Below are 26,016 nucleotides of genomic sequence, written 5' to 3' on the forward strand. Positions count from 1 at the left end.
GTGGCGGGGGCTCGGCTCCCGACGGCCCTCGGGGCCGTCGGGCTCAGGACTCCAGGGTGCCGAGGGTGACGTCGGCGGTCTTGCGCTGGCCGTCCCGGACGAAGGTGACGGTGACCTTGCCGCCCGGCTGGAGCGAGGCCAGCGCGGTGGTCAGCGCGCCGAGCGAGTTGATGTCGGTGTCGCCCAGCTTGGTGATCACGTCGCCCACCTGCAGCCCCGCCGCGGCGGCCGGGCCGCCCTGGGTGGTGCTGACCACCACCGCGCCGGCCGGCTGGAATTTGGAGTTGAAGTACGTCCGGGCGGTGATGCCGAGGGCGGCCCGGCCCGAGTTGGTGACCTTGCCCTGCTTGATCAGCTGGTCGGCGATGTTGGTGACGGTGGCGGCCGGGATGGCGAAGCCGATCCCCTGGGCGGCGCCGCCGTTGGTCTCCTGGTCCACCGCGGCCAGGGTGTTGATCCCGATCACCTGGCTGTTCAGGTTGACCAGCGCGCCGCCGCTGTTGCCCGGGTTGATGGCGGCCGAGGTCTGCACCATGTTCCCGATGGTGGCTCCCGGGGCCCCCGGACTCCTCGGCTCGGTGACGGTCCGGCCGGTGGCCGAGACGATCCCCTGGGTGACGCTGGAGGAGAGCCCGAGCGGGCTGCCCATGGCCAGGGTGATCTGGCCGACCTCGACCTTGGTGCTGTCCCCGAAGGCGGCCGGCCTGAGGCCGTCCGGCGGGCTGGCCAGCCTGATCACCGCGAGATCGGACTCCGGGTAGCTGGCGACCAGGGTGGCGTCCAACGTCTTGGTGCTGTTGGCCAGGCTGACGGCGAAGGTCTGGGCGGCGCCGACCACATGGGCATTGGTGACGATGTTGCCCTTGGTGTCGTACACGATCCCGGAGCCCAGACCGTTCGGGGTGGTGATCTGCACCACCGAGGGCAGCACGTTGGAGATGACCCGCTGGTAGTCCTCCTGCAGCTGCAACCCGCCGTTGCCGGGGGGGATGGCGGAGCCCGAGGGGCTGGGCGAGGCGGTGGAGGTGGAGGCGGTCGAGGAGGACGAGGGGCCGCTGGTGCAGCCGCTCACCAGCAGGCCGGCCAGCGTGAGGGCGGCCCCGGGGAGCAGCAGCCTCGGACCGTTGGGCCGGGGGCCTGCCGGGATCGGGCGGGTGGGTTCCTTCTTGGGGTGCACCTTGAGCTGCCTCCGGTTCCGGACACGGTGAGACCTCGGCAAACAGCCGACACTTTGTCAGGATTCCACCGGTATGTCCGTTTACCTGTGCGACGCGCCAACACCCCGGCGCCGATGGGAGCGGGGAGGGACCCCCCGGGGGTGCGGGGAAGCGGCCCTGCCGCACGGCTCCCCGCACCCGGGCGGCCCTATGCGTCCAGGAGGTCGAAGAGCTGCTCCCAGCGCGCCGTCACCTGCTCCGGCGAGTAGCGGACGATCGCCTCGCGCGCCTTCTTCGCCATGGTGTCGCGCAGCTCCCGGTCGTCCATCAGACGACCGAGCTGCCTGGCCAGGGCGGTGGTGTTGCCGGTCGGCGCGAGCAGGCCGTCCTCGCCGTCCCGGATGATCTCGCGGACGCCCGGCGCGCAGTCGAACGACACGCACGGCACGCCGCAGGCCATCGCCTCCATCAGCGAGATCGGGAAGCCCTCGCCGCGCGAGGACATGGCGAACACCGCGGCCCCGGCCAGCGCGCCCGGCACGTCGTCGGTCCGTCCGGGGAGCTCCACCGAGCCGTCCAGGCCGAGCTCGGTGCACCGGGCCCGCAGCGCCTCCTCCTCCTCGCCCAGGCCGTAGATCTTCAACTGCCAGCCGGGCCGCCGCTCGACCGCCAGGGCCCAGGCCTCCAGCAGCAGGTCGTAGCCCTTCTCCTGAGCCAGTCGCCCGATGCTGACCACGGTCTTCGTGGCCGGCTGCACCGTCTCGGGCAGCGGGAAGGGCAGCGGGTTGGGGATGCCGCAGGTGCTGTTCATGCCGTCGCGGATCCAGGCGTCGGCGTCCTCCTCGGTGAGCGCCACCAGCCGGTCCACGTCCGCGTAGTAGCGCTTGACCCGGCCGTACCGGGAGGTGGCCCGGCAGGTCTCGTACGACTCATGGGTCATGCCGATCACCAGCAGGCCCTTGAGGTCGGCCTGCGCCACCCACTCCATCGCCCAGACCTGGGTGACGATCACCACCGCACCCGGGCCCGCGTCCTGGAACATCCGGCTCATCCGGGCGGCCGCCTCGCGCACCCCGGCCACCCGCTTCGCCTCCCGGCGGCGGGCCCCGACGTCCAGCTGCTGCCAGGGGTAGCGCGGGGTCCAGGCGGACGCCGGGCGCTCCTGGTACAGGGTGGTCATGCCGTACGACAGGTCGTCACCGAAGTCCTTGTGCAGGACGGCGGGCGCGATGCCGACCAGCTGCACCCGGTGACCCCTGGCGCTGAGCAGCTCGGCCATCCGGTGCGACCAGCTGGAGACGCCGCCCAGCTCGTCCACGCTGTTGCTGACGATGAAGATGTCGCGGCTCATCGACCGGCCTCCTGCTCAGTCCCGTCGGCTGCGCCGAACATCAGATCGGCGATCCTCGCCGCCGCGTCGCCCCGGTCGTACTCGCCGTACTCGGCCACGAACCGCTGCCTGGCCTCGGTGTACTCCTTGCCGACCAGGTCCAGGTCGCCGAGCGCCTCGTAGAGCTCCCCGGCGTCGCGCAACACCGGGCCGGGCGCCTCCCCCAGCAGGTCGAAGTACGTGCCGCGGAGGTCGTCGGCGTACTCCTCCCAGTCGTAGGCGAAGAACAGCATCGGCCGGTCCAGCAGCGCGTAGTCGAACATCAGCGAGGAGTAGTCGGTGATCAGCGCGTCCGCCATCAGGTAGAGCGGGGTGACCTCCTGGATGTCGGAGACGTCGATCACCTTGCCGGCCACCGAGGGCGGCAGCACCACCCGGTTGAGGTAGTGGCAGCGCACCAGCAGGGTCATCCGGTCGCCGAAGCGCTCGACGAACTCCTCCACGTCAAAGGGGAGTTCGAAGGTCCGCACCCGCCCGGAGGCGTCCGCTCGGAAGGTCGGCGCGTACAGCACCACCGGCTTGGTCAGGTCGATCCCGAGCTCGCCGGCCAGCTGACGGTCCTTGGCCGCACCCTCGTCGCGCAGGACGTCGTTGCGCGGGTAGCCGGCCCGCAGCAGCCGGTCCTCGCCGATCCGGTACGCGGGCGCCAGGGTCCGCACGTCGTGCTCGGAGCGGACCACGAAGTGGTCGAAGCGGTTCAGCCCTGCCAGGTACAGGGCCTGCTGCTCGGGGGTCTGCCGCTTGAGCGAGGCCAGGTCGAAGCCCATCTTCTTGAGCGCCGAGCCGTGCCAGGTCTGGATGTAGGTGGTCTCGGGCCGCTTGCGCAGCCGGTACGGGAAGCCCTGGTTGTCCACCCAGAACTCGGCCTGGGCGAGCGCCCGCAGGTACTGCCAGGACCAGCGCTTGACCAGCGTGGCACCCGACGGGAAGCCCGCCGCACTGCCCGCGTACGACCAGACGGCCTTCATCGGCGCGCCGCGCCGCAGCAGCTCTTCGTAGATCGCCCGCGGGTTGTCGCTGTACTGCTTGCCCTGGTGGCTCTCGAACACCACCTGGCCCTTGACCACCGGCAGCCGGTGCAGCAGCTGGTGGTAGACCTTCAGCTTGGTGTCGCCGTTGTTCAGCTGCCGCTTGAGCCTGAGCGCACCGCGCAGGGTGCGCCGGGCGCGGTCCATCGCGGTGTTGGCGACCGGACCCGCCTCGCCGCGCACGGCGCGCTCGATCAGGTCGGTGCCGCGGCGGGCCAGGCCGCCCTCGGCGGCCAGCTCGAAGGCCAGGTGGCCGCGGACCGAGCGGTGCGGCTCCATGCGGTCGCCGGTCAGGCGGGTGAGCCGGGGCCGGACCGCCGGGGTGGGCGGCGCCGCCAGGTCCAGGTCCCCGACGGTGAGCCGGGTGGTGGTGCGCTCGCCGTTCACCGTGAACACGCAGCGGACGTCCCAGACGTCGTCCAGCACACCGAGCGGCCGCAGTGCCTTGGTCAGGTCGGCGGTCGCGGACCAGACGATGCCGTCGGCGTCGTGCCGGACCTCGCGGACCGGGAAGGCGAACTTGGACTTGATCGTCTTGCGGCGGGCGGTGAACTCCAGCTTGGCGGAGATCTTCGCGTCGGCCGCGATCCGGCCGAGCGGGTTGACGACCCGGCCGGCCAGCTCGACGCCGCCCGGGCCGACGGCGTAGCGGGTGAGCTGGTTGCGCAGGAAGAGCTGGCCGAGCGCCTTGGAGTGGTAGCCGTGGGCGGTGACCTCCAGCACCCGGCGGCCCTCGGGGTCGTCCAGGTGCTCGCCGCACCAGAAGATCCGCCCGTCCCGCTCCACCAGCGGGCTGGAGAGCTTGTCCCGGTTGAGCAGGGTGTCGATGGCCGGGAGCAGGTTCTCCCAGTCGTCCCGGGTGAGCAGGTAGGCGCAGATCCGCTGGATGAAGGGGCTCTCCGCGACCGCCTCCGGGTCCAGACCGGCCAGGTAGCCGCGGGCGTGCCCGGCGAACTCCTGGCGGAAGTCCTCCGGCAGGAACGGCAGGTCACGCAGGTGCAGCACCAGGTCGTGCTTGAGGAACTTCAGGTCCTTGCGGTACTTGAGCTCGGCCATGTCGCGGTCGGCGAGCATCGCGTCGATCCGGCGGTGGATCTCCAGCCGGTCGGTGAAGTTGCGGATCTCGTGGCGCCGGTTGGAGAGCGAGGCACCGCCCTTGTCCTTGGCCTGCGGCCACTGGTCCCAGTAGTAGACCCGGTTGGGGATCAGGGTGATCCGCTCGGCGGCCAGGTACGCCTGCGCCGAGAAGAGCAGGTCCTCGTAGAGGATGCCGAGCGGGAACTGCAGCCCGGTGCGGGTCAGGAAGCTCCGCCGGTAGGCCTTGTTGGTCGAGAGGGTGTCCCAGACCAGCAGGTCGGGCAGCTCGGACACGGAGTCCAGGGTCCGGGTGCGCGAGTAGATCCAGGGGTACCAGCGGTCGGTCTTGCCGTTCCGGTTGCCCACGAAGCGGCGCACGCTCAGGCCCGAGACCAGCTCCGCACCGGTCCGCTCCCCCGCCTCGTAGAGGTTGCGGCAGGCGTGGTCGTCCAGCTCGTCGTCGCTGTCCAGGAACATCACGTACTCGCCCCGGACCTCGGTCATGCCGAGGTTGCGCGGGCCGCCGCAGCCGCCGCTGTTCTCCGGCAGGCGCAGCGCCCGGACCTGCCCGGGGTACTCGGCCGCGAGCCGCTGGGCGACCGAGAAGCTGTCGTCGGTGGAGCAGTCGTCCACGATCAGTGCCTCGACACCGCGCAGCGACTGGCGCAGTACGGAGGCGACCGCCCGCGGCAGCCGGTCCGCGTCGTTGTAGACGATCACGATGACGCTGACCAGCGGCTTCGCCTGGCTGGAGGGCATGGAGCGAGGGTCCTTGTCGTCGGTGAGCTCAGCTCCCGGCAGCGCCGGGACCTCGGGCGTTTGTCGCCCCGGCGGCGGACCACCGGGCGATGTCCGCTTGGCAGGACATAGCGGATCGCGGTAACGGAATCCCATAAATTCTGCCATCCGCCGGACCCACCCCCGGCCACCGGTCACCGGCTGCCCGGCCCGGCCCGGACGGCGGCGGGCCCGGACACGAGCGCGCTCCCGCAGGTCTCGGACCGACCCGTCTCAGCCCCGACGGGCCAGCGCCCGGCGCAGCCGGCTGCGGACGACCTCCCAGCCGCCGCGGACGCCGTCGGCGACCCGCAGGCCCAGCTCGCCGTTCCCGGTCTCGTACACCTGCACCAGGGCGATCCTCAGCGGCGGGCGGAAGACCACGTGCCGCTTGGCCGGCGTCGCCGAACGGACCGCGGTGATGGCGCCGCTGCCGTCGGCGTAGCGCACCTTGACCCGCATCGCCCAGGCGGTCATCTCGCCGACGTCCCGCAGTTCGAAGGCGTCCACCGAGGTGGTGGCGATCCAGCCGTCCTCGGGGTGCTCGGTCAGCTGCAGCGGGTGGCGCAGGGTCAGCGGCGGCCCGACCCGGGTGCGCAGCTCCAGGGTGGCGCCGACCGGCTCGGCGGCGGAGACCAGCCCGTACGCGTCGTGCACCCGCAACCGTACGGCGCACGAGGAGGCGAGCCTGACGACGCCGTCCACGGCCAGCGGGAGCTGGGCCGGTGGCAGCTCGGTGAGGCCGGTCAGCGGCACTCCGGCGGCCAGCTCCGGACGGCCCTCTGCGTCGACCGGGTACGGCGGGGCGAGCCTGGGCGGGTTGGCGGCGAGCTCACCCATCCGGCGCAGCTCGGCGCCGGTCACCGGCTCGGGACGGGCCAGCAGCAGTTCGGCGACCCAACGGCCCGCCGGGGTGGCGGCGGCCAGCGCGGCGGGCTCGAAGGAGCTCAGGTGGGCCCGGGCGATCTGCCACCACTCGGCCCGGTAGGAGGGGGGCTTGTGGCGGAGCTCACGGACGTACATCCGCAGGTCGTGGTCGACGAACTTGGTCCGGGCCGCCCGGGCCAGTTCGGGCTGGTCGGAGTCGAGCAGGATCCGGACCACCTCGGTGTGCGCGTCCACCCGGTCCTGCCAGTTGCGGACCTCGTCCCGGCGGAGCGAGATCGACTGCCGCCCGGCGGCCCGGCGGACGTGCCAGAGGTACACGGTGTCGGGGATCGCGACCAGCCTCGGCCGGGCGGCGTAGAGCAGGGCGGTGAAGACGAAGTCCTCGTAGTGCACCGCGCCCTCGGCGAAGCGCACCTGGTGGCGGTCGAGGAAGTCGCGCTCGTAGAGCTTGTTGACGCAGAGCGTGTCACGCAGGAACTCGGGCCGGCCGCCGATGCCGTCGTAGCGCTCGGGCGGGGCGCCGTCGGCCGGGAACAGGTCGCGCTGCCAGGGCGAGTCGGTGCCCGCGGGCAACTCGCGGCGGACGCAGACGCCGGCGACCACCTCGGCCTGCTCGGCGACGGCGGTGTCCAGCAGGGTGCGGGCGGCGTCGGGGGGCAGCACGTCGTCGCTGTCCAGCAGCATCACGTACCGCTCGCGCGCGGCGTTCAGGCCCTGGTTGCGCGGGGTGCCGCAGCCGCCGCTGTTCTCGGTCCTGGTGATCACCCGCACCCGGCCGTCCGCGGCCGCCAGCCGGGCCAGCCGTTCCGGAGTGGCGTCGGTGGAGGCGTCGTCGACCACGACGACCTCGCCGACCGCGTCACCCTGGGAGAGCGCGGACCGCACGGCGGTGGCGATCCGCTCGGCGTCGTTGAAGACGATCACCACAACGCTGACCCGAGGAGGTTCGCCGAAATTGCTACTGGCCATTCGGGCCCCTACCCCCTCCATCACAGCCATTATCCGCGTCACTCAGGGGAAGGGACGGGCCGCCCGGTGATCCCAGTAATCGCTTGCGATCGTACCGGACCGTCCATGTCAGCCGTCCGATTCCCCCGAGGTGCCCGACGCGCCAGGCCCGCCGCCCGGTTCGCTCGTGGCCGGTCCAGCCGCCGCCACCTGGCATAGGATTCCCGCCATGACATGGTTGATCACCGGCGGAGCCGGCTACATCGGCGGACATGTGGTGCACCAACTGGTCGCAGCCGGCGAGCGGGTCGTGGTTCTGGACGACCTGAGCAGCGGCTCCCGTGACCGGCTGCCCGAAGGCGTGCCCCTGGTGACCGGCTCGGTCCTGGACCGGGCGGTCCTCGACGAGGCGCTCCGCGCCCACCAGGTCACCGGGGTGCTGCACATCGCCGCGAAGAAGCAGGTCGGCGAGTCGGTGGCCGAGCCGCTGCACTACTACCACGAGAACGTGGAGGGCCTGCGCACCGTCCTGGCCGCCGCGGTCGCCGCCGGTGTGAAGAAGGTGCTGTTCTCCTCCTCCGCCGCCGTGTACGGCATGCCGGACGTGGACCTGGTCACCGAGGACACGCCCTGCGCCCCGATCAACCCGTACGGCGAGACCAAGCTGGTCGGCGAGTGGCTGCTGAACGCCTCCGCCCAGGCGTACGGCCTCTCCACGGTGTCGCTGCGCTACTTCAACGTCGCGGGCGCGGCCTCGCCGGTGCTGGCCGACGACGGGGTCACCAACCTGGTCCCGATGGTCTTCCAGCGGCTCACGGACGGGCTGCCGCCGCTGATCTTCGGTGCCGACTACCCGACTCCGGACGGCACCTGCATCCGCGACTTCATCCACGTCTCGGACATCGCCTCCGCCCACGTCGCGGCCGTGAAGCGGCTCGACGCGGCCGACGGGCCGGTCTCGCTGACCCTCAACATCGGGCGCGGCGAGGGTGTGTCGGTCAGCGAGATGCTCGCCGTGATCGCCCGCGTCACCGGGCGGGACATCGCCCCCGAGGTCACCCCGCGCCGTCCGGGTGACCCGGCCCGGGTGGTCGCCGCCGCCGACCTGATCCGCAAGGAGCTCGGCTGGAGCGCCGAGCACGACGTCGAGGCCATGGTCGCCTCCGCCTGGGAGGGCTGGCTCACCCGCCACCCGGAGGCCCGCCGGGGCTGAGCCCGGCAACCGCCCGGCCCGGGCGCGGGACCCCCGCGCCCCGGCCGGCTCACCCCTGCGGGACGGCGGTGCCGTAGAAGGCGTCGAGGGCGTAGACGCAGCGGTCCTTGCTGCCGACGAAGACCCTGCCGCCGACGGCCACCGGGGAGCCGGTCAGTTCGCCCTTGGTGCCCAGCTGCCAGCGCAGGCGTCCGGAGGCCAGGTCCAGGGTGTGCAGCGAGTGGTCCCGGCTGCCGAGGTGGACCAGGCCGTCCGCCGCGGCCGGGGAGCCGACGATCTCGCCCCTGGCGGTGTAGCGCCAGCGCTCCCGCCCGGAGGCGGTGTCGAAGGCGTGCAGCGTGTTCCCGGCCCCGACCAGGGCGGTGCCGTCGGCGACCACCACCGGCTCGGCCCCCTGCCGGCTGCCGGTCCGGCCGCGCCAGCGCTCCAGCCCGGTGGCGGCGTCCAGCGCGTACACGGTGCCCAGGTAGTCGGCGACGTACACCGAGCCGCCGTCCAGCGCGGGCGGGGTGAAGAGCACCACGGCCGCGTCGAACCGCCAGTGCTCGCGGCCGCTGGCGGCGTCCAGCGCGTGCACCCGGTGCCCGGCCGTGACGAACAGCACCCCGCCGCGCTCCACCGGCCTGGACGGCACGTCCTCGCCGACCGGCACCGACCAGCGCTCCCCGCCGCCGCGCGGGTCGGCGCAGTGCAGTCGCCCGCCACCGTGGTAGTACACGGCACCGGCCACCAGCGCGGGGCCGGACTGCGGGCTCTCGTAGTCCTGCTGGGCGTCGTCGGCGCGCCACAGCTCGGCGCCGGTGGCCGCCGAGCGCAGCTGCACCCCGCCGCCCCTGATGCCGCAGCAGAGCACCCCGTCGGCGGCGTCCAGCGAGTAGACCCAGCCGTCCAGCGCGTGGCGCCAGCGCTCGGTGCCGTCGGCGACGTCCACGGTGTACAGGTGGGGGCCGTCGGCGGCGTGGACCCGGCCCGAGTCCACGGTGAGCGCCCAGGCCACGTCACGGGTCTTGTAGCGGCGCTGCCCGGAGCCGATGTCCAGGGCGTGCACCTCGAAGCTGGAGACGAACAGGGTGCCGTCGGCGACCAGCGGGGTGCCCCAGACGTCGTTGGACATCCGGAACCGCCAGGGCCGCCAGCGGGCGGCCTGCGGCGGGACGGCGCGGCGCACCCAGTCCGTACCGGCCGCCGCCCCCTCGGCCGGAGGCGTCAGGTCGGCCCGCGGGCCCGGCCCTATCCGTACGGCCGCGCCGGAGAGCTGCACCTCGGCCGAGCCCTGGCCGACCGGCGTGCGGCGGCGGGCGGCCAGCTTCTCGGTGGCCAGCTCCTCGTCGAGGACGCCGCTGCGGGCGGGCGGCACCACGGGCGCGGCGGGAGGGGCGGCCGGCGGAGCGGCCGGCCGCGGCGGCACCACAGGGGCCGGCGGTGCCGGCGGCGGGGTCGGTGCGGCCGGGCGGCGGCCGCGCTTGTGTTCGATCAGGGCGATGGCGCTGGCCGGCAGCCAGTCCCCCGCCTCGCCGGAGGCGTCGTCCCGGGAGAACAGGTGCGGAGCCAGCTCGGACTGGATCTGAGCGGGCGTCGGCCGGTGCTCGGGCGCGGGCCGCATGCAGGCCCGGACCAGATCCATCAGCTCGACCGGCAACCCGGAGAGGTCCGGCTGGTCGCGCAGCAGCTGAAACACCGTCTCGACGGGGTTGCCGCCCCGGTAGGGCGGGTGGCCGGTGGCGCAGAAGACCAGCAGCGATCCGAGCGAGAAGACGTCGCTGGCACCGGTCACGCTGCGGCTGTCCCTGGCCTGCTCGGGGGACATGTAGGCGGGGGTGCCGACGGCCACGTTGGTCATGGTGAGCCGGGCGCTGGAGACCCCGGCGGCGATCCCGAAGTCGATCACGCGCGGGCCGTCCTCGACCACCAGCACGTTGGACGGCTTGAGGTCGCGGTGCACCAGGCCGGCGGTGTGGATCGACTGCAGCGCCTCGGCGATCCCGGCGATCAGCCAGCGGACGGCGTCCACCGGCAGCGGCCCGCACTCGGTGACCAGGTCCTCCAGCGAGGGCGCGGGCACGTACGCGGTGGCCAGCCACGGCACCGGAGCGTCCGCGTCCGCGTCCACCACGGCCGCCGTGTAGAAGCCGCCGACCGTCTTGGCGGCGGCGATCTCGCGGGCGAAGCGGACCCGGAACAGCTCGTCCTCGGCCAGTTCGCCCCGGACGGTCTTGATGGCCACCCGCCGCCCGGACGCCGACCGCGCCAGGTAGACCAGGCCCATTCCGCCCGCACCGAGCCGCCCCAGCACCTCGAAGGGCCCGATCCGCCTCGGATCGTGCGCCGTCAGCTGGTCCACTCCGCTGCCTCCTCCCCGTCTGCGGCGACCCTGGCCGGGCCGCCGCCCCGATTCTCCAATGCCCGCGCCGCCGGATCCAATCTCCCCCGCCAGGGACACGCCCGGGCCACCGTGACCCGGCCACCGCCCGGAGCCCACGCTGACGATCACTCTGCGCAACCCGATCACCCCTCAGCCAACCTTCCGTCACGCTGTGGGGTCATCAGCACACGGGGGGGCTTCGGATGCGCTCGGAATATCACTCCGAGCGCCCTGATGAACGCCGCGAACCACCCCCGGGCGGAGTAATAGTCGCATCACCGAATCGCGACAAGATCGTGCCACGGTAAGCTGACGGCATGACAGGACAAGTTCGCACCGTCGACGGTCGCGTCGCCGGGCGACGTGGACAGGAGACGCGGCAGAAGCTGCTCGACTGCCTCCGCGAGATGCTCAGCACGTCGCCTTACCGGGACGTCAAGGTCATCGACGTCGCCCGTATGGCGGGTACCTCCCCCGCGACCTTCTACCAGTACTTCCCGGATGTCGAGGGCGCAGTCCTCGAGATCGCCGAGGAAATGGCCGAGGACAGCGCCGGGCTCAAAGAGCTCGTCGACGTAAAGTCCTGGGCGGGAAAGCCCGGTTACACCGCTTCGGAAGAACTGGTGGACGGATTCCTCGCCTTCTGGCGCAAGAACGACGCCATTCTCCGAGTCGTTACTCTCGGTGCAGCCGAGGGGGACAAGCGGTTCTTCAAGATCCGCATGAAGGTCCTCAACTCGGTGGCGTCGGCCCTGACCGAGGCCGTGAAGGTGAACCAGGCCAAGACCGACAAAACGGTCGATCCGGCAGCCATCGCCGGCGCCCTGGTCTCGCTGCTTGCCTCGGCAGCGGAGCATTCCAAGGCATTCACCTCTTGGGGCGTCAAGGTCAAGGACCTCAAGCCGAATCTGGCTCTGCAGGTCTACCTGGGCGTCACCGGTAAGAAGCCGCCCAAGTAGTAACAAGCATCTGTCCCACCATCCACTCAGCGCGCAGCTCCGGCCTCCTGTCCGGGGTGCGTCGGACGGCGGTTGTGTCCTCGGGGGAGGTTCGCCGACGTGCCGCGACGCGCTGGAGACCACTGTGGGGCGGCCGGAATCGACTGATTCCGGCCGCCCCACAGCCGTGTCCGGGGCCCGTTACGGGCAGCGCACGACCTGCCCCGCGTAGGCGAGACCGCCGCCGAAGCCGAAGAGCAGCACCGGATCGCCCGAGTGCAGCTCACCGCGCTCCACCAGCTTGCTCAGCGCCAGCGGGATGGAGGCCGCCGAGGTGTTGCCGGAATCCACCACGTCGCGGGCGATCACCGCGTCGTGCGCCCCCAGCTTGTTCGCGATGGCGTCGATGATCCTCAGGTTGGCCTGGTGCGCGACGAAGCCCTTCAGCTCGGACGGGTCCAGACCGGCCTTCAGGCAGGTCTCCCGGGCCAGCGGAGCGATCTTCGTGGTGGCCCAGCGGAAGACCGCCTGGCCCTGCTGGCTGATGGTCGGGTCCCAGCCGGTGATCACCACCGCGTCGGTCTTCTCCGGCTCGGTGCCCCAGACCACCGGGCCGATCCCGGCCTGCTCGTCGGGGACCGCCTCGACCAGGGCCGCGCCCGCGCCGTCACCGAAGATCACGCAGGTGGTGCGGTCGGTCCAGTCGATGGTGTCCGACATCCGCTCGGCCCCGATCACCAGCGCCCGCCGCGCCGCCCCGGCCCGGATCGCGTGGTCGGCGGTCGCCAGCGCGTACGAGAAGCCCGAGCAGACCGTGTTGATGTCGTACGCGGCCGGCGCGGTCATGCCCAGCCGGGCGGCGACCGAGGCCGCCGTGAACGGGCTGCGCTCCACGGCGGTGCAGGTGGCCACCACCACCAGGTCGACCTCGGCGGCCTGCCAGCCGCCGTTCGCCAGTGCCTTCTGGGCCGCCTCGGTGGCGAGGTCGACCAGGGTCTCCTCGACCGCGATGTGCCGGGTGCGGATGCCCACCCGGCTGCGGATCCACTCATCGTCGGTATCGACCAGCTTCGACAGGTCCTCGTTGGTGAGGACCTTCGGCGGCTGGTAGTGGCCGAGCGAAATGATTCTGGAGCTGGTCATATTGCCACTCAACCCGGTTACCGACCGGTCAGGTGCTCACGCCCGGGTACAACGTCCCAGGCCGGAACCTGTAGGGGCCGTACAACGCCCCTTGCGGCACAAGGGTCAGGTGGCCAGGGTCGCGGCGTCCGCCATGGCGATCATCGGATGCGCCGCCGGGTCCAGGGTCTTGAGCAGCTCGATCATCTGGTCCTCGGGCAGCGAGACGCAGCCGTGGGTGGGACCGCCGTGGTCCACGTGCAGCCAGATGCCACCGCCCTTGGACTTGCCGTCGGGGAAGCGGTTGTCGAGCGGCGAGACGCCCTGCACCCGGTTGTAGTTGATCGCCACCACGTAGTCGAAGGACCCGGCCAGTTGCTCGCCCTTGAAGCCGGTGCCGCCGACCACGAAGTGCGAGTCCTGGTCGTACGGGAGCTTGGCTCCCGGGTCGGGCATCCGGCCGCCGGCATCGGACAGCGAGAAGACCCCGATCGGGCTGTGCAGGTCGTCCGCGTGCTTGTCGGTGGTCCAGCCCTTGTACGCGTTGTGGCCCTGCCAGGCGGCGCCGGGCTTCCAGCGGTTGTCGGGCGTGCGGGTCCACAGGGTGACCGTGGTGTCGGAGGAGTTGCGGTCCTTGCCGGAGGCCACCACCAGCTGGCGGGTCTGTGCCGGGATCTTCGCGCTGAAGCTCGGGCCCAGGCCCGGTATGGCCGCGTAGGTGCCGTCGGCTCGGTCCGAGCGGTTGGCCGCGGCCGAGTCGCTGCGGATCGCCTGCGCGGCGTTGACACCGGCCGACGCCGGGTCAGCCTCCGGCTTCTCGGGTGCCGCCGCGGACGGGTGCGTGGAACTCCCGGCGCTCTGGCCCACCGTGAACCAGCCCGCGGTGGCCGCCAGCAGCACCGCCGTACCGCCCATCAGCGCCTTGCCCCGGCGCTTGCGCGGCTTGCGCCGGTGCCCTCTCGGGCGGCGCGCCTCACCTCCGTCGCCGTGGACTGCCGGGGGCTGGACCTCGGCGTAGGGCTGGACGGTGACACGATGGGAACCGGACATGCTGACGATCCTTCCAAAGCCAGCGGGGTGATCGGAACCCGTGGCGTGTGGTGAGCCTGTGAGCATCGGCACACCGCGAGTGCGCCGGATGCCGTGGCCGAAGACGCCGCGCGCCCCGGGACGGTTGGGGGGTGCGCGGCGCTGTGATCAGAGTCGCATCGCCTGCGGCGTCTCCCGACGCTGCAGGTCAGGGCCGTCGTACTCGCGGATGACCTCGTAGCGGGTGTTGCGCTCGACCGGGCGGAAACCGGCGTCCCGGATCAGGCCGAGCAGGTCCTCGCGGCCGAGCTTGTTCGGGGTGCCGAAGTTGTCCGCGTCGTGGGTGATCTTGTACTCGACCACCGAGCCGTCCATGTCGTCCGCGCCGTGGCTGAGCGCCAGCTGGGCGGTGGCGATGCCGTGCATCACCCAGAAGACCTTGACGTGCGGGACGTTGTCGAACAGCAGCCGGGAGACCGCGAAGGTCTTCAGCGCCTCGGCGCCGGTGGCCATCTCGGTCCGCTCCATCAGCCGGTTGCGGACCACGCCGTCCTTGGAGTCGTGGAAGTCGTGCTGGTAGCGCAGCGGGATGAAGACCTGGAAGCCGCCGGTCTCGTCCTGCAGCTCACGCAGCCGCAGCACGTGGTCGACCCGGTGGCGCGGCTCCTCGATGTGCCCGTACAGCATGGTGCACGGGGTCTTCAGGCCCTTGGAGTGTGCCAGGCGGTGGATCCGCGACCAGTCCTCCCAGTGGGTGTCGTGGTCGACGATGTGCTGACGGACCTCCCAGTCGAAGATCTCGGCGCCGCCGCCGGTCAGCGACTCCAGGCCGGCGTCGATCAGTTCGTCCAGGATCTCGGCTGCCGACAGGCCGCTGATCTTCTCGAACCAGTGGATCTCGGTGGCCGTGAACGCCTTCAGCGAGACGTTCGGCAGCGCCGCCTTCAGCTCGCGCAGGCTGCGCGGGTAGTACCGCCAGGGCAGCGTCGGGTGCAGGCCGTTGACGATGTGCAGCTCGGTGAGGGAGTCCACCTCCATGGCCTTGGCCAGGCGGACGGCCTCCTCGATCCGCATGGTGTACGCGTCCTTCTCGCCCGGCTTGCGCTGGAACGAGCAGTACGCGCAGGAGGCGGAGCACACGTTCGTCATGTTGAGGTGGCGGTTGACGTTGAAGTGGACGACGTCGCCGTTCTTCTCCGTCCGCACATGGTGGGCGAGACCGCCGAGCCAGGCCAGATCGTCGCTCTCGTAGAGCGCGATGCCGTCCTCGCGGGTCAGCCGCTCACCCGCGTAGACCTTCGCCTCCAGCTCGCGCTTGAGCCCTGCGTCCATGCGGTGACCCGCCTCCTCGATCCGACTGACCGCAACACACGGTCTGTTTACCGGAACGAGACTACGCCTGGAGCAGCTCGGCCAGGAGCCTGGGTTCGACGTTGCCGCCGCTCACCACCGCCGCGAACACCCGGCCGGCCAGCTCATCGGCCCGGTGGAAGTACCCGGCCGCCGCCACCGCGCCCGAGGGCTCGGCGACCAGCCGGCCCCGGCGCGCCAGCAGGGCCACCGTGTCGCGGATCTCCTGCTCGGAGACCGTCACGATGTCGTCCACGTACGCCTGGAGGTGCTCGAACGGCAGCTCACCGACCGAGGGCGTGCGCAGCCCGTCCGCGATCGTCCGGTAGGTGTCGGCCACCGGCCAGGCCGTCAGCCGGCCGCTGCGCAGGCTCGCCTGAGCGTCCGCCGCCAGCTCCGGCTCGACGCCGATCACCCTGACGCCCGGGCAGGTCAGCTTGATCGCCGCCGCCGCACCGGAGATCAGGCCGCCGCCGCTGACCGGGACCAGCACGGTGTCCAGCTGGTCCGGGGCGTCCTCCGCGATCTCCAGGCCGACCGTGCCCTGACCGGCGATGATGTGGGGATCGTCGTACGGCGGCACCCAGACGTAGCCGTGCTCGTCCGCCAGCTCACCGACGAAGGTGTCCCGCTCGCCCGGGGCGACCAGGATCACCTCGGCGCCGAACGACCGGGTGTTCTCGACCTTCACCGCGGGCGAGGTGTCCGGCATCACGATCACGGCCTTGAGGCCGAGCAGCCGCGCCGCGTAGGCCACCGCCTGGGCGTGGTTCCCACTCGACTGGGCGACCACGCCGCGGGCCCGCTCGGCGTCGCTCAGCGCGGCCAGCCGGTTGTAGGCGCCACGGATCTTGAACGCCCCGGTGGGCTGCAGGTTCTCCGGCTTGAGCCAGAGGGTGCGAGCACCGTCGGCGGCCCATGGGCACGGGATCAACGGAGTCCGTACCGCCACTGCGGCGATCCGCTGCTGCGCGGCGCGCAGCTCCTCCAGGCCGACCAGTGCCATGGGCCCCTCCCCGTCCCTAGTCCAAGGCGTCCAGCGGGAGTTCGCTCACCCGGTTCTCCCACTTGGTGGAGAGTACAACCGTGGTCCTGGTGCGGGCTACGCCCTTCGTGCCGGAGAGCCGCTTGACCACCGACTCCAGGCCCTCCACGTCCGGCACCCGGACCTTGAGCATGTACGAGTCGTCACCCGCGATGAACCAGCAGTCCTCGACCTCGGCGAGGTCCTTCAGCCGGTGCGCGACGTCCTCGTGGTCCGCCGCGTCGGTGAGTTGAAGGCCGATCAGCGCGGTGACCCCGAAACCCAGCGAGGCCGGGTTGACCGTGGCCCGGTAGCCGGTGATCACACCGGCCTGCTCCAGCCGGTTGATGCGGTCCGTCACGCTCGGGCCCGACAGGCCCACCAGGCGTCCCAGCTCGGCGTACGAAGCCCGGCCGTTCTCCCTCAGCGCCTGGATGAGCTGTCTGTCAACCGTGTCCATATATCCGCCCGCGTCCTTCCGAACCGCTACAGACCCACAGATCATTATCCGGAATCAAAGGCGCCGTGCGCGGATCAACCCGGATATCGCAAAGAACATACTCTCCCGGGCTGCGAGGCTTTACTCGCCCTTGCCGCTGAGGCCCAAAGGCCCCGGGATCACGCCGTCTTGCCGCCGGACCCGAGCTCGCCCTCCCAGCGCCGGTACAGCCCGTGCCGCACCCCGACCGCGTCCAGCACCCGGCCCGCCACGAAGTCCACCAGCTCACGGGCGGTCGAACCGCCCGCGTAGAAGCCCGGCGAGGCGGGGAGCACCACGGCGCCCTGGGCGTCCAGCTCCACCAGGTGCTTCAACGTCACCCCATCGAGTGGCGTCTCGCGGACGCAGACGACCAGCGGGCGGCGCTCCTTCAGGGTCACCGCGGCGGCCCGCTGCAGCAGGTCCTTGCTCAGCCCGAGCGCGATCCCGGCCACCGCGCCGGTGGTCGCCGGCACCACCAGCATCCCCTTCGCCGGGTAGGAGCCGCTGGACGGGCCGGCCGCGAAGTCGCCCGCCGACCAGTAGCGGACGTCGCTCAGGTCCTCGACGCCGGTCCACGCCGCCAGGTCCTCCTGCCAGTGCGCGTCGCGGAAGGACACCCCGGTCTCGTCCAGGATGGTCAGCCGGGCCGCCCGGCTCACCACCAGGTCCACCGCCTCGCCCGCCGCCAGCAGCGCCCGGATCACCGAGGCCGCGTACGGCGTTCCCGACGCGCCCGAGACTCCGACCACCCACGGCTGACGTGCGCTCTGCTGCTCCATGACTCCGCACCATAACCCCGCCCCCTCGGGGCGGAGGGGCGACCCCGGAAACCCGGGAAGCCCCGCGCCGCCCGGGCCTCGCCCGGCTGCGCGAAGATGGGTGCATGGCGCCGACGTTGATCGACCTCACACATCCGGTCACCACGGGCATGCCCGTCTACCCCGGGGATCCGGAGGTCGAACTGCGGCCCGCGCTCACCACGGCCACCGCCGGGGTCAACGTGCTTGGCCTGCACCTGGGTTCGCAGTCGGGCACGCATGTGGACGCCCCGTACCACGTGGACGTCACCTGGCCCACCCTGGACGGGCTGCCGCTGGAGCTGTTCACCGGGCCGGCCGTGCTAGCCGACCTTCGCGGGCTCGCTCCGCGCACCGGCGTGACACCCCAACTGCTCGCACCGGCACTGGAGTTCGCCGCCCCTGGGACGATCCTGCTGCTCGCCACCGGCTGGCCGAGGCACTGGGGCACCGACGGCTACCTCGCCCACCCCTGGCTCACGCCCGAAGCGGCGGAGGCGATCGTCGCGGCAGGCGTCCGCACCGTCGGCGTGGACGCCCTGAGCATCGACCCCACCCCCGACCCGGGCCCGGGCGATGTCGCCGTCGCCGCACTGCTCGCCGATCTCTCCGACGAGCACGACCCCGCCGCCGAGCCCGCCACGCTGGCCGCGCACCGGATCCTGCTCGGCTCCCCCGGCGGAGCGGTGATCGCCGAGAACCTCACCGACCTGACCCCGCTGCTCGACGCGCAGGCGGCGGGCCGCCCGATCGAGCTCTCGCTGTTCCCGCTCCGCCTGGTCGCCGCCGACGGCGCTCCGATCCGCGCGGTCGCCCGGCTGGGTTGATCCACCCCGGGCTGACCAACCCGCTGGGCACCGCCCGTCGCCGACCCGGACGCCGGTGTGAGCCCCGAAGGGCCCGCAGCGGTGCCGGCCTAGGAGACGGCGCGCTGGAGGAGGCAGAAGGGGTGCCCAGCCGGGTCCAGGTAGACCCGCCAGCCCGTCTCGACGTCCTTGAGTTCCGCGCCGAGAGCCAGCACCCGTTCCTCGGCCTCGGCCAGGTCCTCCACCTCGATGTCCAGGTGGAGCTGCTGCGGGTGGGCCGGGTCCGGCCACATCGGCGGGCGGTAGTCCTCGACGCGCTGGAAGCCCAGCACCATCCCGTCGGGCAGGTGGACGGTCGACCACTCGTCGTCCACCGACCACCTCGGGTCGGGGCGGCCGATCTCGCCGCCCAGCAGGGTGCCGTAGAAGTGCGCCAGCCCGGCCGGGTAGTGGCAGTCGAGCACCACGCACTGCAACTTGCCGATCATCGTTCCTCCTCGCCGACCGCACCTGCCCCTCTGCTCGGCAGCATAGGCACTGCCCGCGACAGGTGCGGCCGGAACGGAGTCAGCCGCCCAGACCCCGGATGACCAGGTCGAGCAGGGCGAACACGAAGAGCGAGATGCCGACGAAGCCGTTGGTGCTGAAGAAGGCCCGGTTGAGCCGGGAGAGGTCGCCGGGCCTGACGATGGTGTGCTCGTAGACGAAGGCGCCGGCCACCACCGCCAGGCCGGTCCACATGGCCGGGCCGGCATGGGTGCGGACGGCGAACCAGACCAGCAGACCGGTGGTGACCAGGTGGCAGACCCGGGCGCCCCGCACCGCGGCGGCGACGCCGAAGCGGGCGGGCACCGAGCGGACCCCGTCGGCGCGGTCGGATTCGACGTCCTGGCAGGCGTAGATCAGGTCGAAACCGCCGATCCAGATGCCGACGGCGAGGCCGAGCACGACCGCGTCCCAGGACCAGGTACCGGTGACGGCCAGCCAGGCGCCGACCGGGCCCATGGCCTGGGCGAGGCCGAGGATCGCCTGCGGGAAGTCGGTGAACCGCTTGCCGTACGGATAGACCACCATCGGGACGACGGCGATCGGCGCGAGCACCAGGCAGAGCGTGTTGAGCGCGGCGGCGGCGCCCAGGAAGACCAACAGGGCGATCGCCGAGCCGGTGTACGCGGTGCGCACCGAGACCGCGCCGGTGACCAGCTCGCGGCCCGCGGTGCGGGGGTTGCGGGCGTCGATCTCCCGGTCGATGATCCGGTTGGCGGCCATCGCGAAGGTGCGCAGGCCGACCATGCAGATGGTCACCAGCACCAGCTCGGCCCAGTGCATCCGGCCGTCGTCCAGGAACATCGCGGTGAGCGCGGCGATGTACGCGAAGGGCAGGGCGAAGACCGAGTGCTCGATCATCACCAGCCTGAGGAAGGCCCGGGTCTTGCTCTGCGGGACGGCGGCCGTGGTCACAGTTCGCACTCCGGATCGACCCCGCGAGCGCGGGGACGGACCCCGGGCTCCTCCGGCACCATCGTGACAGGCTTCATCACAGTCCGTACTCCTTCCAGCGTCGGGTCACCCGTTCGGCGGTGGCCGGGTCCGAGCTGACCATCTCGGGCCAACCGCCGTCGCGGGTGTAGCCCTCCTCGGGGAGCTTGCGGGTGGCGTCGATACCCGCCTTGCCGCCCCAGAACTGCTGGTAGGAGGCGTGGTCCAGATGGTCGACCGGCCCCTCGACCACGGTGAGGTCGCGGCTGTAGTCGACGTTGCCGAAGGCGCGCCAGGCGACCTCGTGGTAGTCGTGCACGTCGCAGTCGGAGTCCACCACGATGATCAGCTTGGTCAGCGACATCATGTGGGCGCCCCAGATGGCGTGCATCACCTTCTGGGCGTGCTTGGGGTACTTCTTGTCGATCGAGACGATCACGCAGTTGTGGAAGCCGCCGGCCTCGGGCAGGTCGTAGTCGACGATGTCCGGAATGATCACCTTCAGCAGCGGCAGGAAGAAGCGCTCGGTGAACTTGCCGAGCGGTCCGTCCTCGGTCGGCGGGCGGCCGACCACGATCGACTGCAGCAGCGGCCGGCGGCGCATCGTGACGCAGTCGATCCTCAGCGCCGGGAACGGCTCCTGCGGCGTGTAGAAGCCGGTGTGGTCGCCGAACGGGCCCTCCGGCAGCATCTCGCCGGGCTCCAGCCAGCCCTCCAGGACCACCTCGGCGTCGGCCGGGACCTGGAGCGGGACGGTCTTGCAGTCCACCATCCGCACCCGCTCGCCGGCCACGAAGCCCGCGAACAGGTACTCGTCGATGTCGCCGGGCAGCGGGGCGGTCGCCGCGTAGGTGACGGCGGGCGGGCAGCCGAAGGCGATCGCGACCGGGAGCTTCTCGCCCCGCCTGGCGGCGACGGCGGCGTGGTTGCGGCTGTCCTTGTGGATCTGCCAGTGCATGCCGATGGTCCGCTTGTCGTGCCGCTGCAGGCGGTACAGGCCGAGGTTGCGGATGCCGGTGTCCGGGTCCTTGGTGTGGGTCAGGCCCAGGTTGAAGAAGGAGCCGCCGTCCAGCGGCCAGGTGAACAGCGCGGGCAGCCGGTCCAGGTCGACGTCGTCGCCGGTGAGCACGACCTCCTGGACCGGGGCGTCCTTGACGTTGCGCGGCGGCACGTGGGCCATCGAGGCGAGCTTGCCGAAGGCGTCCCGGAAGCCGGTGAAGCCCTGTGGGAGCTCGGGCCTCAGCAGTCCGGCGATCTTCTCCGAGATGTCGTCGGGCGACTTCAGGCCGAGCGCCTTGGCCAGCCGGCGCTCGGTGCCGAAGACGTTCATCGCCAGCGGCATCGAGGAGCCCTTGACGTTCTCGAAGAGCAGCGCCGGGCCCTTGGCCTTCTGCACGCGGTCGACGATCTCTCCGATCTCCAGATAGGGGTCGACCTCGACCTTGATGCGCTTGAGGTCGCCCTCTCGCTCCAGCGCCCGGAGAAACGAACGGAGATCGTCGTATGCCATACGTGTCAGTATCCGACACCGACTAGCCTGGGCCCGCAAAGAGGGCCCCACCTGTCATCGCCCGGGGGAGAACGCCGCTGTGCTGAGGATTCTGCCGCCGCTGCTCGTGCTCGCCCTGTGGATCTGGGCCTTCATCGACTGCCTGACCACTCCCGAGGAGGAGGTCCGCCACCTACCGAAGGCGGCCTGGGTGATCATCGTGCTGCTCTTCCCGCTGGTCGGCTCGGTCGCCTGGCTGGCGGCGGGGAGGTGGCGCGGCCGGGCGGCTGCCCGGACGGCGAGCGGCCCGGACGGCGCCGGGCGGACCCGCCCGATGGCCCCGGACGACGACCCCGAGTTCCTGGCCTCCCTCGACAAGGAGACTCCCCACAAAGAGGACCGGCGGCACGAGGACATGCTCAGGCGGTGGGAGGCTGACCTGTGCCGCCGCGAGGAGGAGCTGCGGCGCAAGGGCCACCCGGAGGACGGCGGCCCCGCCTGACCGGTCCCGGCCCCGGTGATCCGCCCCGCGAGGGGTCGGCCAAGGGCCGTGAGCAGGGCGTGCCGACACGCGGACGGCCCATGGGAACCACCCATTCGGACCTCCGGGCCCGGCACTCGGGCGCGGGGCACCGCTTTGGTACATCCCTACCATCCGCTGCCGCCGCCAGGGCGTTCCCGGGCGCCGCCCCCGCTTCCCGCACCGCCTCGCCGGACATCCGTCCGAACCTCCGTCGCGCGCCCGGCCTGCCGCGCTGACCTGCGGAATCGGTGCATCACACCGATCATCCGCCACATCCCCCGGTAGCCGACCCCGAGCTATGGGTGAGCGGTACGCCGCTCATGCTTTCTGTACGGCTTTCACATGTTCTCGGGCCCGACCTTGTACGGAATCGACGCCGAAACCCGGGCCCGAACCCTCGTAGTGTCGTAGGTGAAGAAGTGTTCGCAGCAGCAGCCGCCGCCACCGCAGGCCGGCTGTCGGACAGTTCCCTCACACTTGGAGTGGTTCGAGATGACGGTTCTGCACGAGGCGCCGGTCGGCGACGAGATCCCCGAGATCCCGGCCGATGCGCGCGGGCGGGTGGCCGAGCTGCACGATCTCCGGGAGAAGGTCCGCCGGGGCCCGAGCGAGAAGGCCACCGAGGCGCAGCACGCCAAGGGGAAGCTGACGGCGCGCGAGCGGATCGATCTGCTGCTGGACGAGGGCTCGTTCCGCGAGGTCGAGCCACTGCGCCGGCACCGGGCCAGCGGGTTCGGCCTGGAGGCGAAGAAGCCGCACACCGACGGTGTGATCACCGGCTGGGGCACCGTGCACGGCCGGACGGTCTTCACCTACGCCCATGACTTCCGGATCTTCGGCGGCGCACTGGGCGAGGCCCACGCGCAGAAGATCCACAAGATCATGGACATGGCCATCGCGGCCGGCGCGCCGCTGGTCTCGCTGAACGACGGCGCCGGCGCCCGGATCCAGGAGGGCGTCACCGCGCTGGCCGGCTACGGCGGCATCTTCCAGCGCAACACCAAGGCCTCCGGTGTCATCCCGCAGATCTCGGTGATGCTCGGCCCGTGCGCGGGCGGTGCGGCGTACTCGCCGGCGCTGACGGACTTCGTGTTCATGGTCCGCGAGACCTCGCAGATGTTCATCACCGGCCCGGACGTGGTCCAGGCGGTGACCGGCGAGAAGATCAGCCAGAACGGGCTCGGCGGTGCCGACGTCCACTCGGGTGTCTCCGGCGTGTCGCACTTCGTGTACGACGACGAGCAGTCGTGCATCGAGGAGGTGCGCTACCTGCTGTCGCTGCTGCCGCAGAACAACCGGGAGATGCCGCCGGCCGCGGTGAACGACGACCCGGTCGAGCGGCGCTGCGAGGCACTGCTCGACCTGGTGCCGGTGGACGGCAACCGCCCGTACGACATGCGCAAGGTCATCGAGGAGGTCGTCGACCACGGCGAGTACCTGGAGGTCCACGAGCGGTGGGCGACCAACGTGCTGTGCGTGCTGGCGCGGATCGACGGCCACGTCACCGGGATCATCGCCAACCAGCCGCAGTCACTGGCCGGCGTGCTCGACATCAACTCCAGTGAGAAGGCCGCGCGTTTCGTGCAGATGTGCGACGCGTTCAACATCCCGCTGGTCACCCTGCTGGACGTGCCGGGCTTCCTGCCCGGTGTGGACCAGGAGCACGGCGGCATCATCCGGCACGGCGCCAAGCTGCTGTACGCGTACTGCAACGCCACCGTGCCGCGGATCTCGCTGATCCTGCGCAAGGCGTACGGCGGCGCCTACATCGTGATGGACTCCCGCTCGATCGGCGCGGACCTGTCCTACGCCTGGCCGACCAACGAGATCGCGGTGATGGGCGCCGAGGGCGCCGCCAACGTGATCTTCCGCCGGGACATCGCCGCGGCAGAAGACCCCGAGGCGATGCGCGCGCAGAAGATCAAGGAGTACAAGGACGAGCTGATGCACCCGTACTACGCGGCCGAGCGCGGCCTCGTGGACGACGTCATCGACCCCGCCGAGACCCGCACCGTGCTGGCCTCCGCCCTCGCCATGCTCCGCACGAAGCACGCCGACCTGCCCAGCCGCAAGCACGGCAACCCGCCGATGTAACAGGCCGCCCAGGCCCGTCGGTCCCACACCAGACTTCTTGATCCGGGGGAGAAACCACAACCATGAGCGCTTCCGCCGAACCCCTCGTACGCATCGTCCGCGGCTCCCTCACCGACGAGGAACTGGCCGCCCTCACCGCCGTCCTGATGGCCCGTGCGGCCGCCGCCCAGGCCGCCGCCGTCCAGACCGCCGTGGTCGAGCCGATCGCCAACTGGCAGCGCCTGGAGCGCCGCCCGGCGTACTTCTCCCCGGTCAGCTGGCAGCAGGCCGCCTGACGGTCCTGCAGGCCGCCTGTGGCGAGCGCCCGCCCTGCGGCCGTACTCCGAGGAGTACGGCCGCAGGGCGGGCGCCGTCGTCGTCCGGTCCGGGGCTCGGCCCGGATGCGTTCAGGCGGCGGCCAACGCCGCCGGGCGCCCGGCGTGCATGACGGCGAGGTTGGTGGCCAGGCGCTGCGGGTCCTGGGAGAGCCAGAGGCGGACGGCGGCGCCGAGCATGGCGCAGGCGGAGTCGAGCCGGACACCGGTGGACTGGGCGACCCGGCCGGCGGCCAGCACGAGCAGGTCGGCCAGCGGGGCGGGGAGCCAGACGGTCTGGGCGCAGGGGGCCGGCTGGGTCAGTGCGCCGAGCAGGCGGTAGGCGTCGGCGGTGCAGTGCAGGGTGGGCAGGACGTCCAGCAGCCCGTCGGCGACGACCTCGGAGACGTCGCTGCGGTGGCCCTGCGCGAGCCGACGGAGCAAGGCTCTCTCCGTAGCGGTGATTCGGACGGTCAGCATGACCTCATCGCACTCCATCGTGCGGCCCTCCTCGCGGCCTTGGGACGGGTAAGAACAACTGAGAACGGAAAGTACTGGTACGAACCGCCCTGCCGCCGAGCGAGCGGCAGGGCGGGTGGGACGGACGGTCAGCCGACACCGGCGTAGGAGTGCTTGCCAGTGATGAAGATGTTGACGCCGTAGAAGTTGAACAGATAGAAGCTGAAGGCCAACAGGGCCAAATAGGCCGCCTTCCGGCCCTTCCATCCGGCCGTGGCCCGGGCGTGCAGGTACGCGGCGTAGGCCACCCAGGTGATGAACGACCAGGTCTCCTTCGGGTCCCACTCCCAGTACTTGCCCCAGGCCGCCTCGGCCCAGATCGCGCCCGCGATGATGGTGAAGGTCCACAGCGGGAAGACCATCGCGTTGATCCGGTACGAGAGCCTGTCCAGCGAGGAGGCGGCGGGCAGCCGCTGCCAGACCGAGGCCGGGGTGCCCAGCGGACCGGTGGTCAGGCCCTCGGCGGCGCGCTGGTCGTAGCGGTCCTTGCCCAGGTAGAGCAGGGTGGTCACGAAGGCCGCGTACAGGAAGCCGCCGCAGATGATCGCGGTGGAGACGTGGATGGCCAGCCAGTAGGAGTGCAGGGCCGGGACGAGCTGCTCGGAGTCGGTGTACAGCACGCTCACCGCGAGGCCGAGGGTGAGCAGCACCGCCAGCATGACCGGCAGGCCGAGCCAGCGGGCCTTCTTCTTGGCGACCAGCAGACCCAGGTAGGCGAGCACCATGGTGAGGCCGAAGGCGCAGGAGAACTCGTACATGTTGCCCCACGGCCAGCGCATCACCGAGAGGCCGCGGCTGACCACGGCACCGGCGTGCAGCAGGGCGCCCAGGACGGTCAGCGAGACGGCCATCCGACCGACCAGGTCGCCCTTCTCGCTGGTGCCGGCGGCGCCCGGGCCGTCGACCGCATCGGCCTCGCCACGGCCGCTGGTGACCACGGTGGCGCCGGCGTCGGCCAGTGCGGTGCGGGTCAGGGTGGTGGTCCCGCCGTTCGCCGAGGCGACCGTGACGGTGACCCGCTTGGCCGCCTTGACGGGCTCGTTCGCGGCCGCCACGGTCTCGGCCAAACTGGCCTGCTCGACGGAGCGGACGGCGACCGCCCCCTTGCTGCCGAACGTCCACTCGAACATGTAGGCGAACATCGCGATCAGGTACACGGCCATCGCCGAGTAGATCAACTTATTGGAGAGGTCGGCCAGCTGGAGGTCGACTCCCGAGGCGAGATGCACCGT

The 26,016-nt window shown here is 71.5% G+C and carries 22 protein-coding genes; 6 read left to right on the plus strand and 16 right to left on the minus strand.

All coding sequences use genetic code 11. The features are described from left to right. Positions 1-43 precede the first annotated feature (43 nt). The 4 genes from ABD369_RS04560 to ABD369_RS04575 form a co-directional block, all read right to left on the minus strand. Positions 44-1,177, minus strand: coding sequence for a S1C family serine protease (locus ABD369_RS04560; RefSeq protein WP_344634876.1), 1,134 nt, complete (start codon positions 1,175-1,177; stop codon positions 44-46). A gap of 188 nt (positions 1,178-1,365) precedes the next feature. Beyond that, positions 1,366-2,508, minus strand: a complete 1,143-nt coding sequence (locus ABD369_RS04565) for a glycosyltransferase family 4 protein (RefSeq protein WP_344634877.1) — start codon at positions 2,506-2,508, stop codon at positions 1,366-1,368. Further along, positions 2,505-5,411, minus strand: coding sequence for a bifunctional glycosyltransferase/CDP-glycerol:glycerophosphate glycerophosphotransferase (locus ABD369_RS04570; RefSeq protein WP_344634878.1), 2,907 nt, complete (start codon positions 5,409-5,411; stop codon positions 2,505-2,507). The genes ABD369_RS04565 and ABD369_RS04570 overlap by 4 nt, the downstream gene beginning before the upstream one ends. 252 nt (positions 5,412-5,663) lie before the next feature. Then, positions 5,664-7,286: a glycosyltransferase gene (locus ABD369_RS04575; RefSeq protein WP_344634879.1), complete on the minus strand. Its 1,623-nt coding sequence runs from the start codon at positions 7,284-7,286 to the stop codon at positions 5,664-5,666. A 208-nt stretch (positions 7,287-7,494) separates the two neighbouring features. Here ABD369_RS04575 and galE point away from each other — a divergent pair, with 208 nt between their 5' ends. Then, positions 7,495-8,478, plus strand: coding sequence for a UDP-glucose 4-epimerase GalE (gene galE / locus ABD369_RS04580; protein ID WP_344634880.1), 984 nt, complete (start codon positions 7,495-7,497; stop codon positions 8,476-8,478). Between the two features lie 49 nt (positions 8,479-8,527). On the opposite strand, the gene ABD369_RS04585 is transcribed toward galE, so the two are convergent. Then, positions 8,528-10,819: an outer membrane protein assembly factor BamB family protein gene (locus ABD369_RS04585; RefSeq protein ID WP_344634881.1), complete on the minus strand. Its 2,292-nt coding sequence runs from the start codon at positions 10,817-10,819 to the stop codon at positions 8,528-8,530. Positions 10,820-11,157: 338 nt separating this feature from the next. Between ABD369_RS04585 and ABD369_RS04590 the strand changes: the two genes are divergently transcribed. Beyond that, on the plus strand, positions 11,158-11,799 hold the full coding sequence (locus ABD369_RS04590; RefSeq protein ID WP_344634882.1) for a TetR family transcriptional regulator: 642 nt from the start codon (positions 11,158-11,160) through the stop codon (positions 11,797-11,799). A 180-nt stretch (positions 11,800-11,979) separates the two neighbouring features. Here the strand turns inward: ABD369_RS04590 and ABD369_RS04595 are convergent, their stop codons facing one another. The 6 genes from ABD369_RS04595 to ABD369_RS04620 all read right to left on the minus strand — a co-directional run bounded on the left by ABD369_RS04595 (position 11,980) and on the right by ABD369_RS04620 (position 17,563). Then, the gene (locus tag ABD369_RS04595; protein ID WP_344634883.1) at positions 11,980-12,921 is read right to left on the minus strand and encodes a beta-ketoacyl-ACP synthase III; all 942 of its coding nucleotides are present in this window, start codon (positions 12,919-12,921) and stop codon (positions 11,980-11,982) included. 105 nt (positions 12,922-13,026) lie between these two features. Continuing rightward, entirely contained in the window at positions 13,027-13,950 is a 924-nt protein-coding gene (locus ABD369_RS04600; RefSeq protein WP_344634884.1) for a L,D-transpeptidase family protein, read from the minus strand. A gap of 147 nt (positions 13,951-14,097) precedes the next feature. Beyond that, positions 14,098-15,261: an aminofutalosine synthase MqnE gene (gene mqnE, locus ABD369_RS04605; RefSeq protein WP_344634885.1), complete on the minus strand. Its 1,164-nt coding sequence runs from the start codon at positions 15,259-15,261 to the stop codon at positions 14,098-14,100. A 61-nt stretch (positions 15,262-15,322) separates the two neighbouring features. Next, positions 15,323-16,285, minus strand: coding sequence for a threonine ammonia-lyase (locus ABD369_RS04610; protein ID WP_344634886.1), 963 nt, complete (start codon positions 16,283-16,285; stop codon positions 15,323-15,325). A gap of 16 nt (positions 16,286-16,301) precedes the next feature. Continuing rightward, a complete protein-coding gene (locus tag ABD369_RS04615) occupies positions 16,302-16,763 on the minus strand; it encodes an Lrp/AsnC family transcriptional regulator (RefSeq protein WP_344634887.1) in 462 nt (153 codons plus the stop codon). Between the two features lie 158 nt (positions 16,764-16,921). Beyond that, on the minus strand, positions 16,922-17,563 hold the full coding sequence (locus ABD369_RS04620) for a UbiX family flavin prenyltransferase (protein WP_344634888.1): 642 nt from the start codon (positions 17,561-17,563) through the stop codon (positions 16,922-16,924). A gap of 104 nt (positions 17,564-17,667) precedes the next feature. On the opposite strand from ABD369_RS04620, the gene ABD369_RS04625 reads away from it, so the two are divergent. Next, entirely contained in the window at positions 17,668-18,408 is a 741-nt protein-coding gene (locus tag ABD369_RS04625) for a cyclase family protein (protein ID WP_344634889.1), read from the plus strand. 89 nt (positions 18,409-18,497) lie between these two features. Here the strand turns inward: ABD369_RS04625 and ABD369_RS04630 are convergent, their stop codons facing one another. From ABD369_RS04630 to ABD369_RS04640, 3 genes are all read right to left on the minus strand, one after another. Next, complete coding sequence (locus ABD369_RS04630) at positions 18,498-18,875, minus strand: VOC family protein (protein ID WP_344634890.1); 378 nt, start codon at positions 18,873-18,875, stop codon at positions 18,498-18,500. A 79-nt stretch (positions 18,876-18,954) separates the two neighbouring features. After that, positions 18,955-19,857, minus strand: a complete 903-nt coding sequence (gene mqnP / locus ABD369_RS04635) for a menaquinone biosynthesis prenyltransferase MqnP (protein WP_425557531.1) — start codon at positions 19,855-19,857, stop codon at positions 18,955-18,957. Positions 19,858-19,924: 67 nt separating this feature from the next. Further along, entirely contained in the window at positions 19,925-21,376 is a 1,452-nt protein-coding gene (locus ABD369_RS04640; protein ID WP_344634892.1) for a menaquinone biosynthesis decarboxylase, read from the minus strand. A 79-nt stretch (positions 21,377-21,455) separates the two neighbouring features. On the opposite strand from ABD369_RS04640, the gene ABD369_RS04645 reads away from it, so the two are divergent. The 3 genes from ABD369_RS04645 to ABD369_RS04655 all read left to right on the plus strand — a co-directional run bounded on the left by ABD369_RS04645 (position 21,456) and on the right by ABD369_RS04655 (position 24,247). Beyond that, on the plus strand, positions 21,456-21,857 hold the full coding sequence (locus ABD369_RS04645; RefSeq protein WP_344634893.1) for a PLD nuclease N-terminal domain-containing protein: 402 nt from the start codon (positions 21,456-21,458) through the stop codon (positions 21,855-21,857). Between the two features lie 513 nt (positions 21,858-22,370). After that, positions 22,371-23,972: an acyl-CoA carboxylase subunit beta gene (locus ABD369_RS04650; RefSeq protein ID WP_344634894.1), complete on the plus strand. Its 1,602-nt coding sequence runs from the start codon at positions 22,371-22,373 to the stop codon at positions 23,970-23,972. A gap of 62 nt (positions 23,973-24,034) precedes the next feature. Beyond that, a complete protein-coding gene (locus ABD369_RS04655) occupies positions 24,035-24,247 on the plus strand; it encodes an acyl-CoA carboxylase subunit epsilon (protein ID WP_344634895.1) in 213 nt (70 codons plus the stop codon). Positions 24,248-24,358: 111 nt separating this feature from the next. Here ABD369_RS04655 and ABD369_RS04660 read toward each other — a convergent pair whose 3' ends face one another. Continuing rightward, positions 24,359-24,709, minus strand: a complete 351-nt coding sequence (locus tag ABD369_RS04660) for a hypothetical protein (RefSeq protein WP_344634896.1) — start codon at positions 24,707-24,709, stop codon at positions 24,359-24,361. 164 nt (positions 24,710-24,873) lie between these two features. Next, positions 24,874-26,013, minus strand: a complete 1,140-nt coding sequence (gene ccsB / locus ABD369_RS04665; protein ID WP_344634897.1) for a c-type cytochrome biogenesis protein CcsB — start codon at positions 26,011-26,013, stop codon at positions 24,874-24,876. Between the last annotated feature and the right edge of the window lie 3 nt (positions 26,014-26,016).

It is taken from the genome of Kitasatospora cystarginea (assembly GCF_039533515.1).
In the GTDB taxonomy this organism is placed as follows: Bacteria; Actinomycetota; Actinomycetes; order Streptomycetales; family Streptomycetaceae; genus Kitasatospora; species Kitasatospora cystarginea.

What these genes read in the sequence shown, in the direction of transcription:
- ABD369_RS04600 (WP_344634884.1), bottom strand. Translation starts at nt 13,950, where the DNA reads ATGTCCGGTTCCCATCGTGTCACCGTCCAGCCCTACGCCGAGGTCCAG.
- ABD369_RS04655 (WP_344634895.1), top strand. Translation starts at nt 24,035, where the DNA reads ATGAGCGCTTCCGCCGAACCCCTCGTACGCATCGTCCGCGGCTCCCTC.
- ABD369_RS04595 (WP_344634883.1), bottom strand. Translation starts at nt 12,921, where the DNA reads ATGACCAGCTCCAGAATCATTTCGCTCGGCCACTACCAGCCGCCGAAG.
- ABD369_RS04575 (WP_344634879.1), bottom strand. Translation starts at nt 7,286, where the DNA reads ATGGCCAGTAGCAATTTCGGCGAACCTCCTCGGGTCAGCGTTGTGGTG.
- ABD369_RS04625 (WP_344634889.1), top strand. Translation starts at nt 17,668, where the DNA reads ATGGCGCCGACGTTGATCGACCTCACACATCCGGTCACCACGGGCATG.
- ABD369_RS04565 (WP_344634877.1), bottom strand. Translation starts at nt 2,508, where the DNA reads ATGAGCCGCGACATCTTCATCGTCAGCAACAGCGTGGACGAGCTGGGC.
- ABD369_RS04590 (WP_344634882.1), top strand. Translation starts at nt 11,158, where the DNA reads ATGACAGGACAAGTTCGCACCGTCGACGGTCGCGTCGCCGGGCGACGT.
- ABD369_RS04620 (WP_344634888.1), bottom strand. Translation starts at nt 17,563, where the DNA reads ATGGAGCAGCAGAGCGCACGTCAGCCGTGGGTGGTCGGAGTCTCGGGC.
- ABD369_RS04630 (WP_344634890.1), bottom strand. Translation starts at nt 18,875, where the DNA reads ATGATCGGCAAGTTGCAGTGCGTGGTGCTCGACTGCCACTACCCGGCC.
- ABD369_RS04640 (WP_344634892.1), bottom strand. Translation starts at nt 21,376, where the DNA reads ATGGCATACGACGATCTCCGTTCGTTTCTCCGGGCGCTGGAGCGAGAG.
- ABD369_RS04610 (WP_344634886.1), bottom strand. Translation starts at nt 16,285, where the DNA reads ATGGCACTGGTCGGCCTGGAGGAGCTGCGCGCCGCGCAGCAGCGGATC.
- ABD369_RS04650 (WP_344634894.1), top strand. Translation starts at nt 22,371, where the DNA reads ATGACGGTTCTGCACGAGGCGCCGGTCGGCGACGAGATCCCCGAGATC.
- galE (WP_344634880.1), top strand. Translation starts at nt 7,495, where the DNA reads ATGACATGGTTGATCACCGGCGGAGCCGGCTACATCGGCGGACATGTG.
- ABD369_RS04615 (WP_344634887.1), bottom strand. Translation starts at nt 16,763, where the DNA reads ATGGACACGGTTGACAGACAGCTCATCCAGGCGCTGAGGGAGAACGGC.
- ABD369_RS04570 (WP_344634878.1), bottom strand. Translation starts at nt 5,411, where the DNA reads ATGCCCTCCAGCCAGGCGAAGCCGCTGGTCAGCGTCATCGTGATCGTC.
- mqnE (WP_344634885.1), bottom strand. Translation starts at nt 15,261, where the DNA reads ATGGACGCAGGGCTCAAGCGCGAGCTGGAGGCGAAGGTCTACGCGGGT.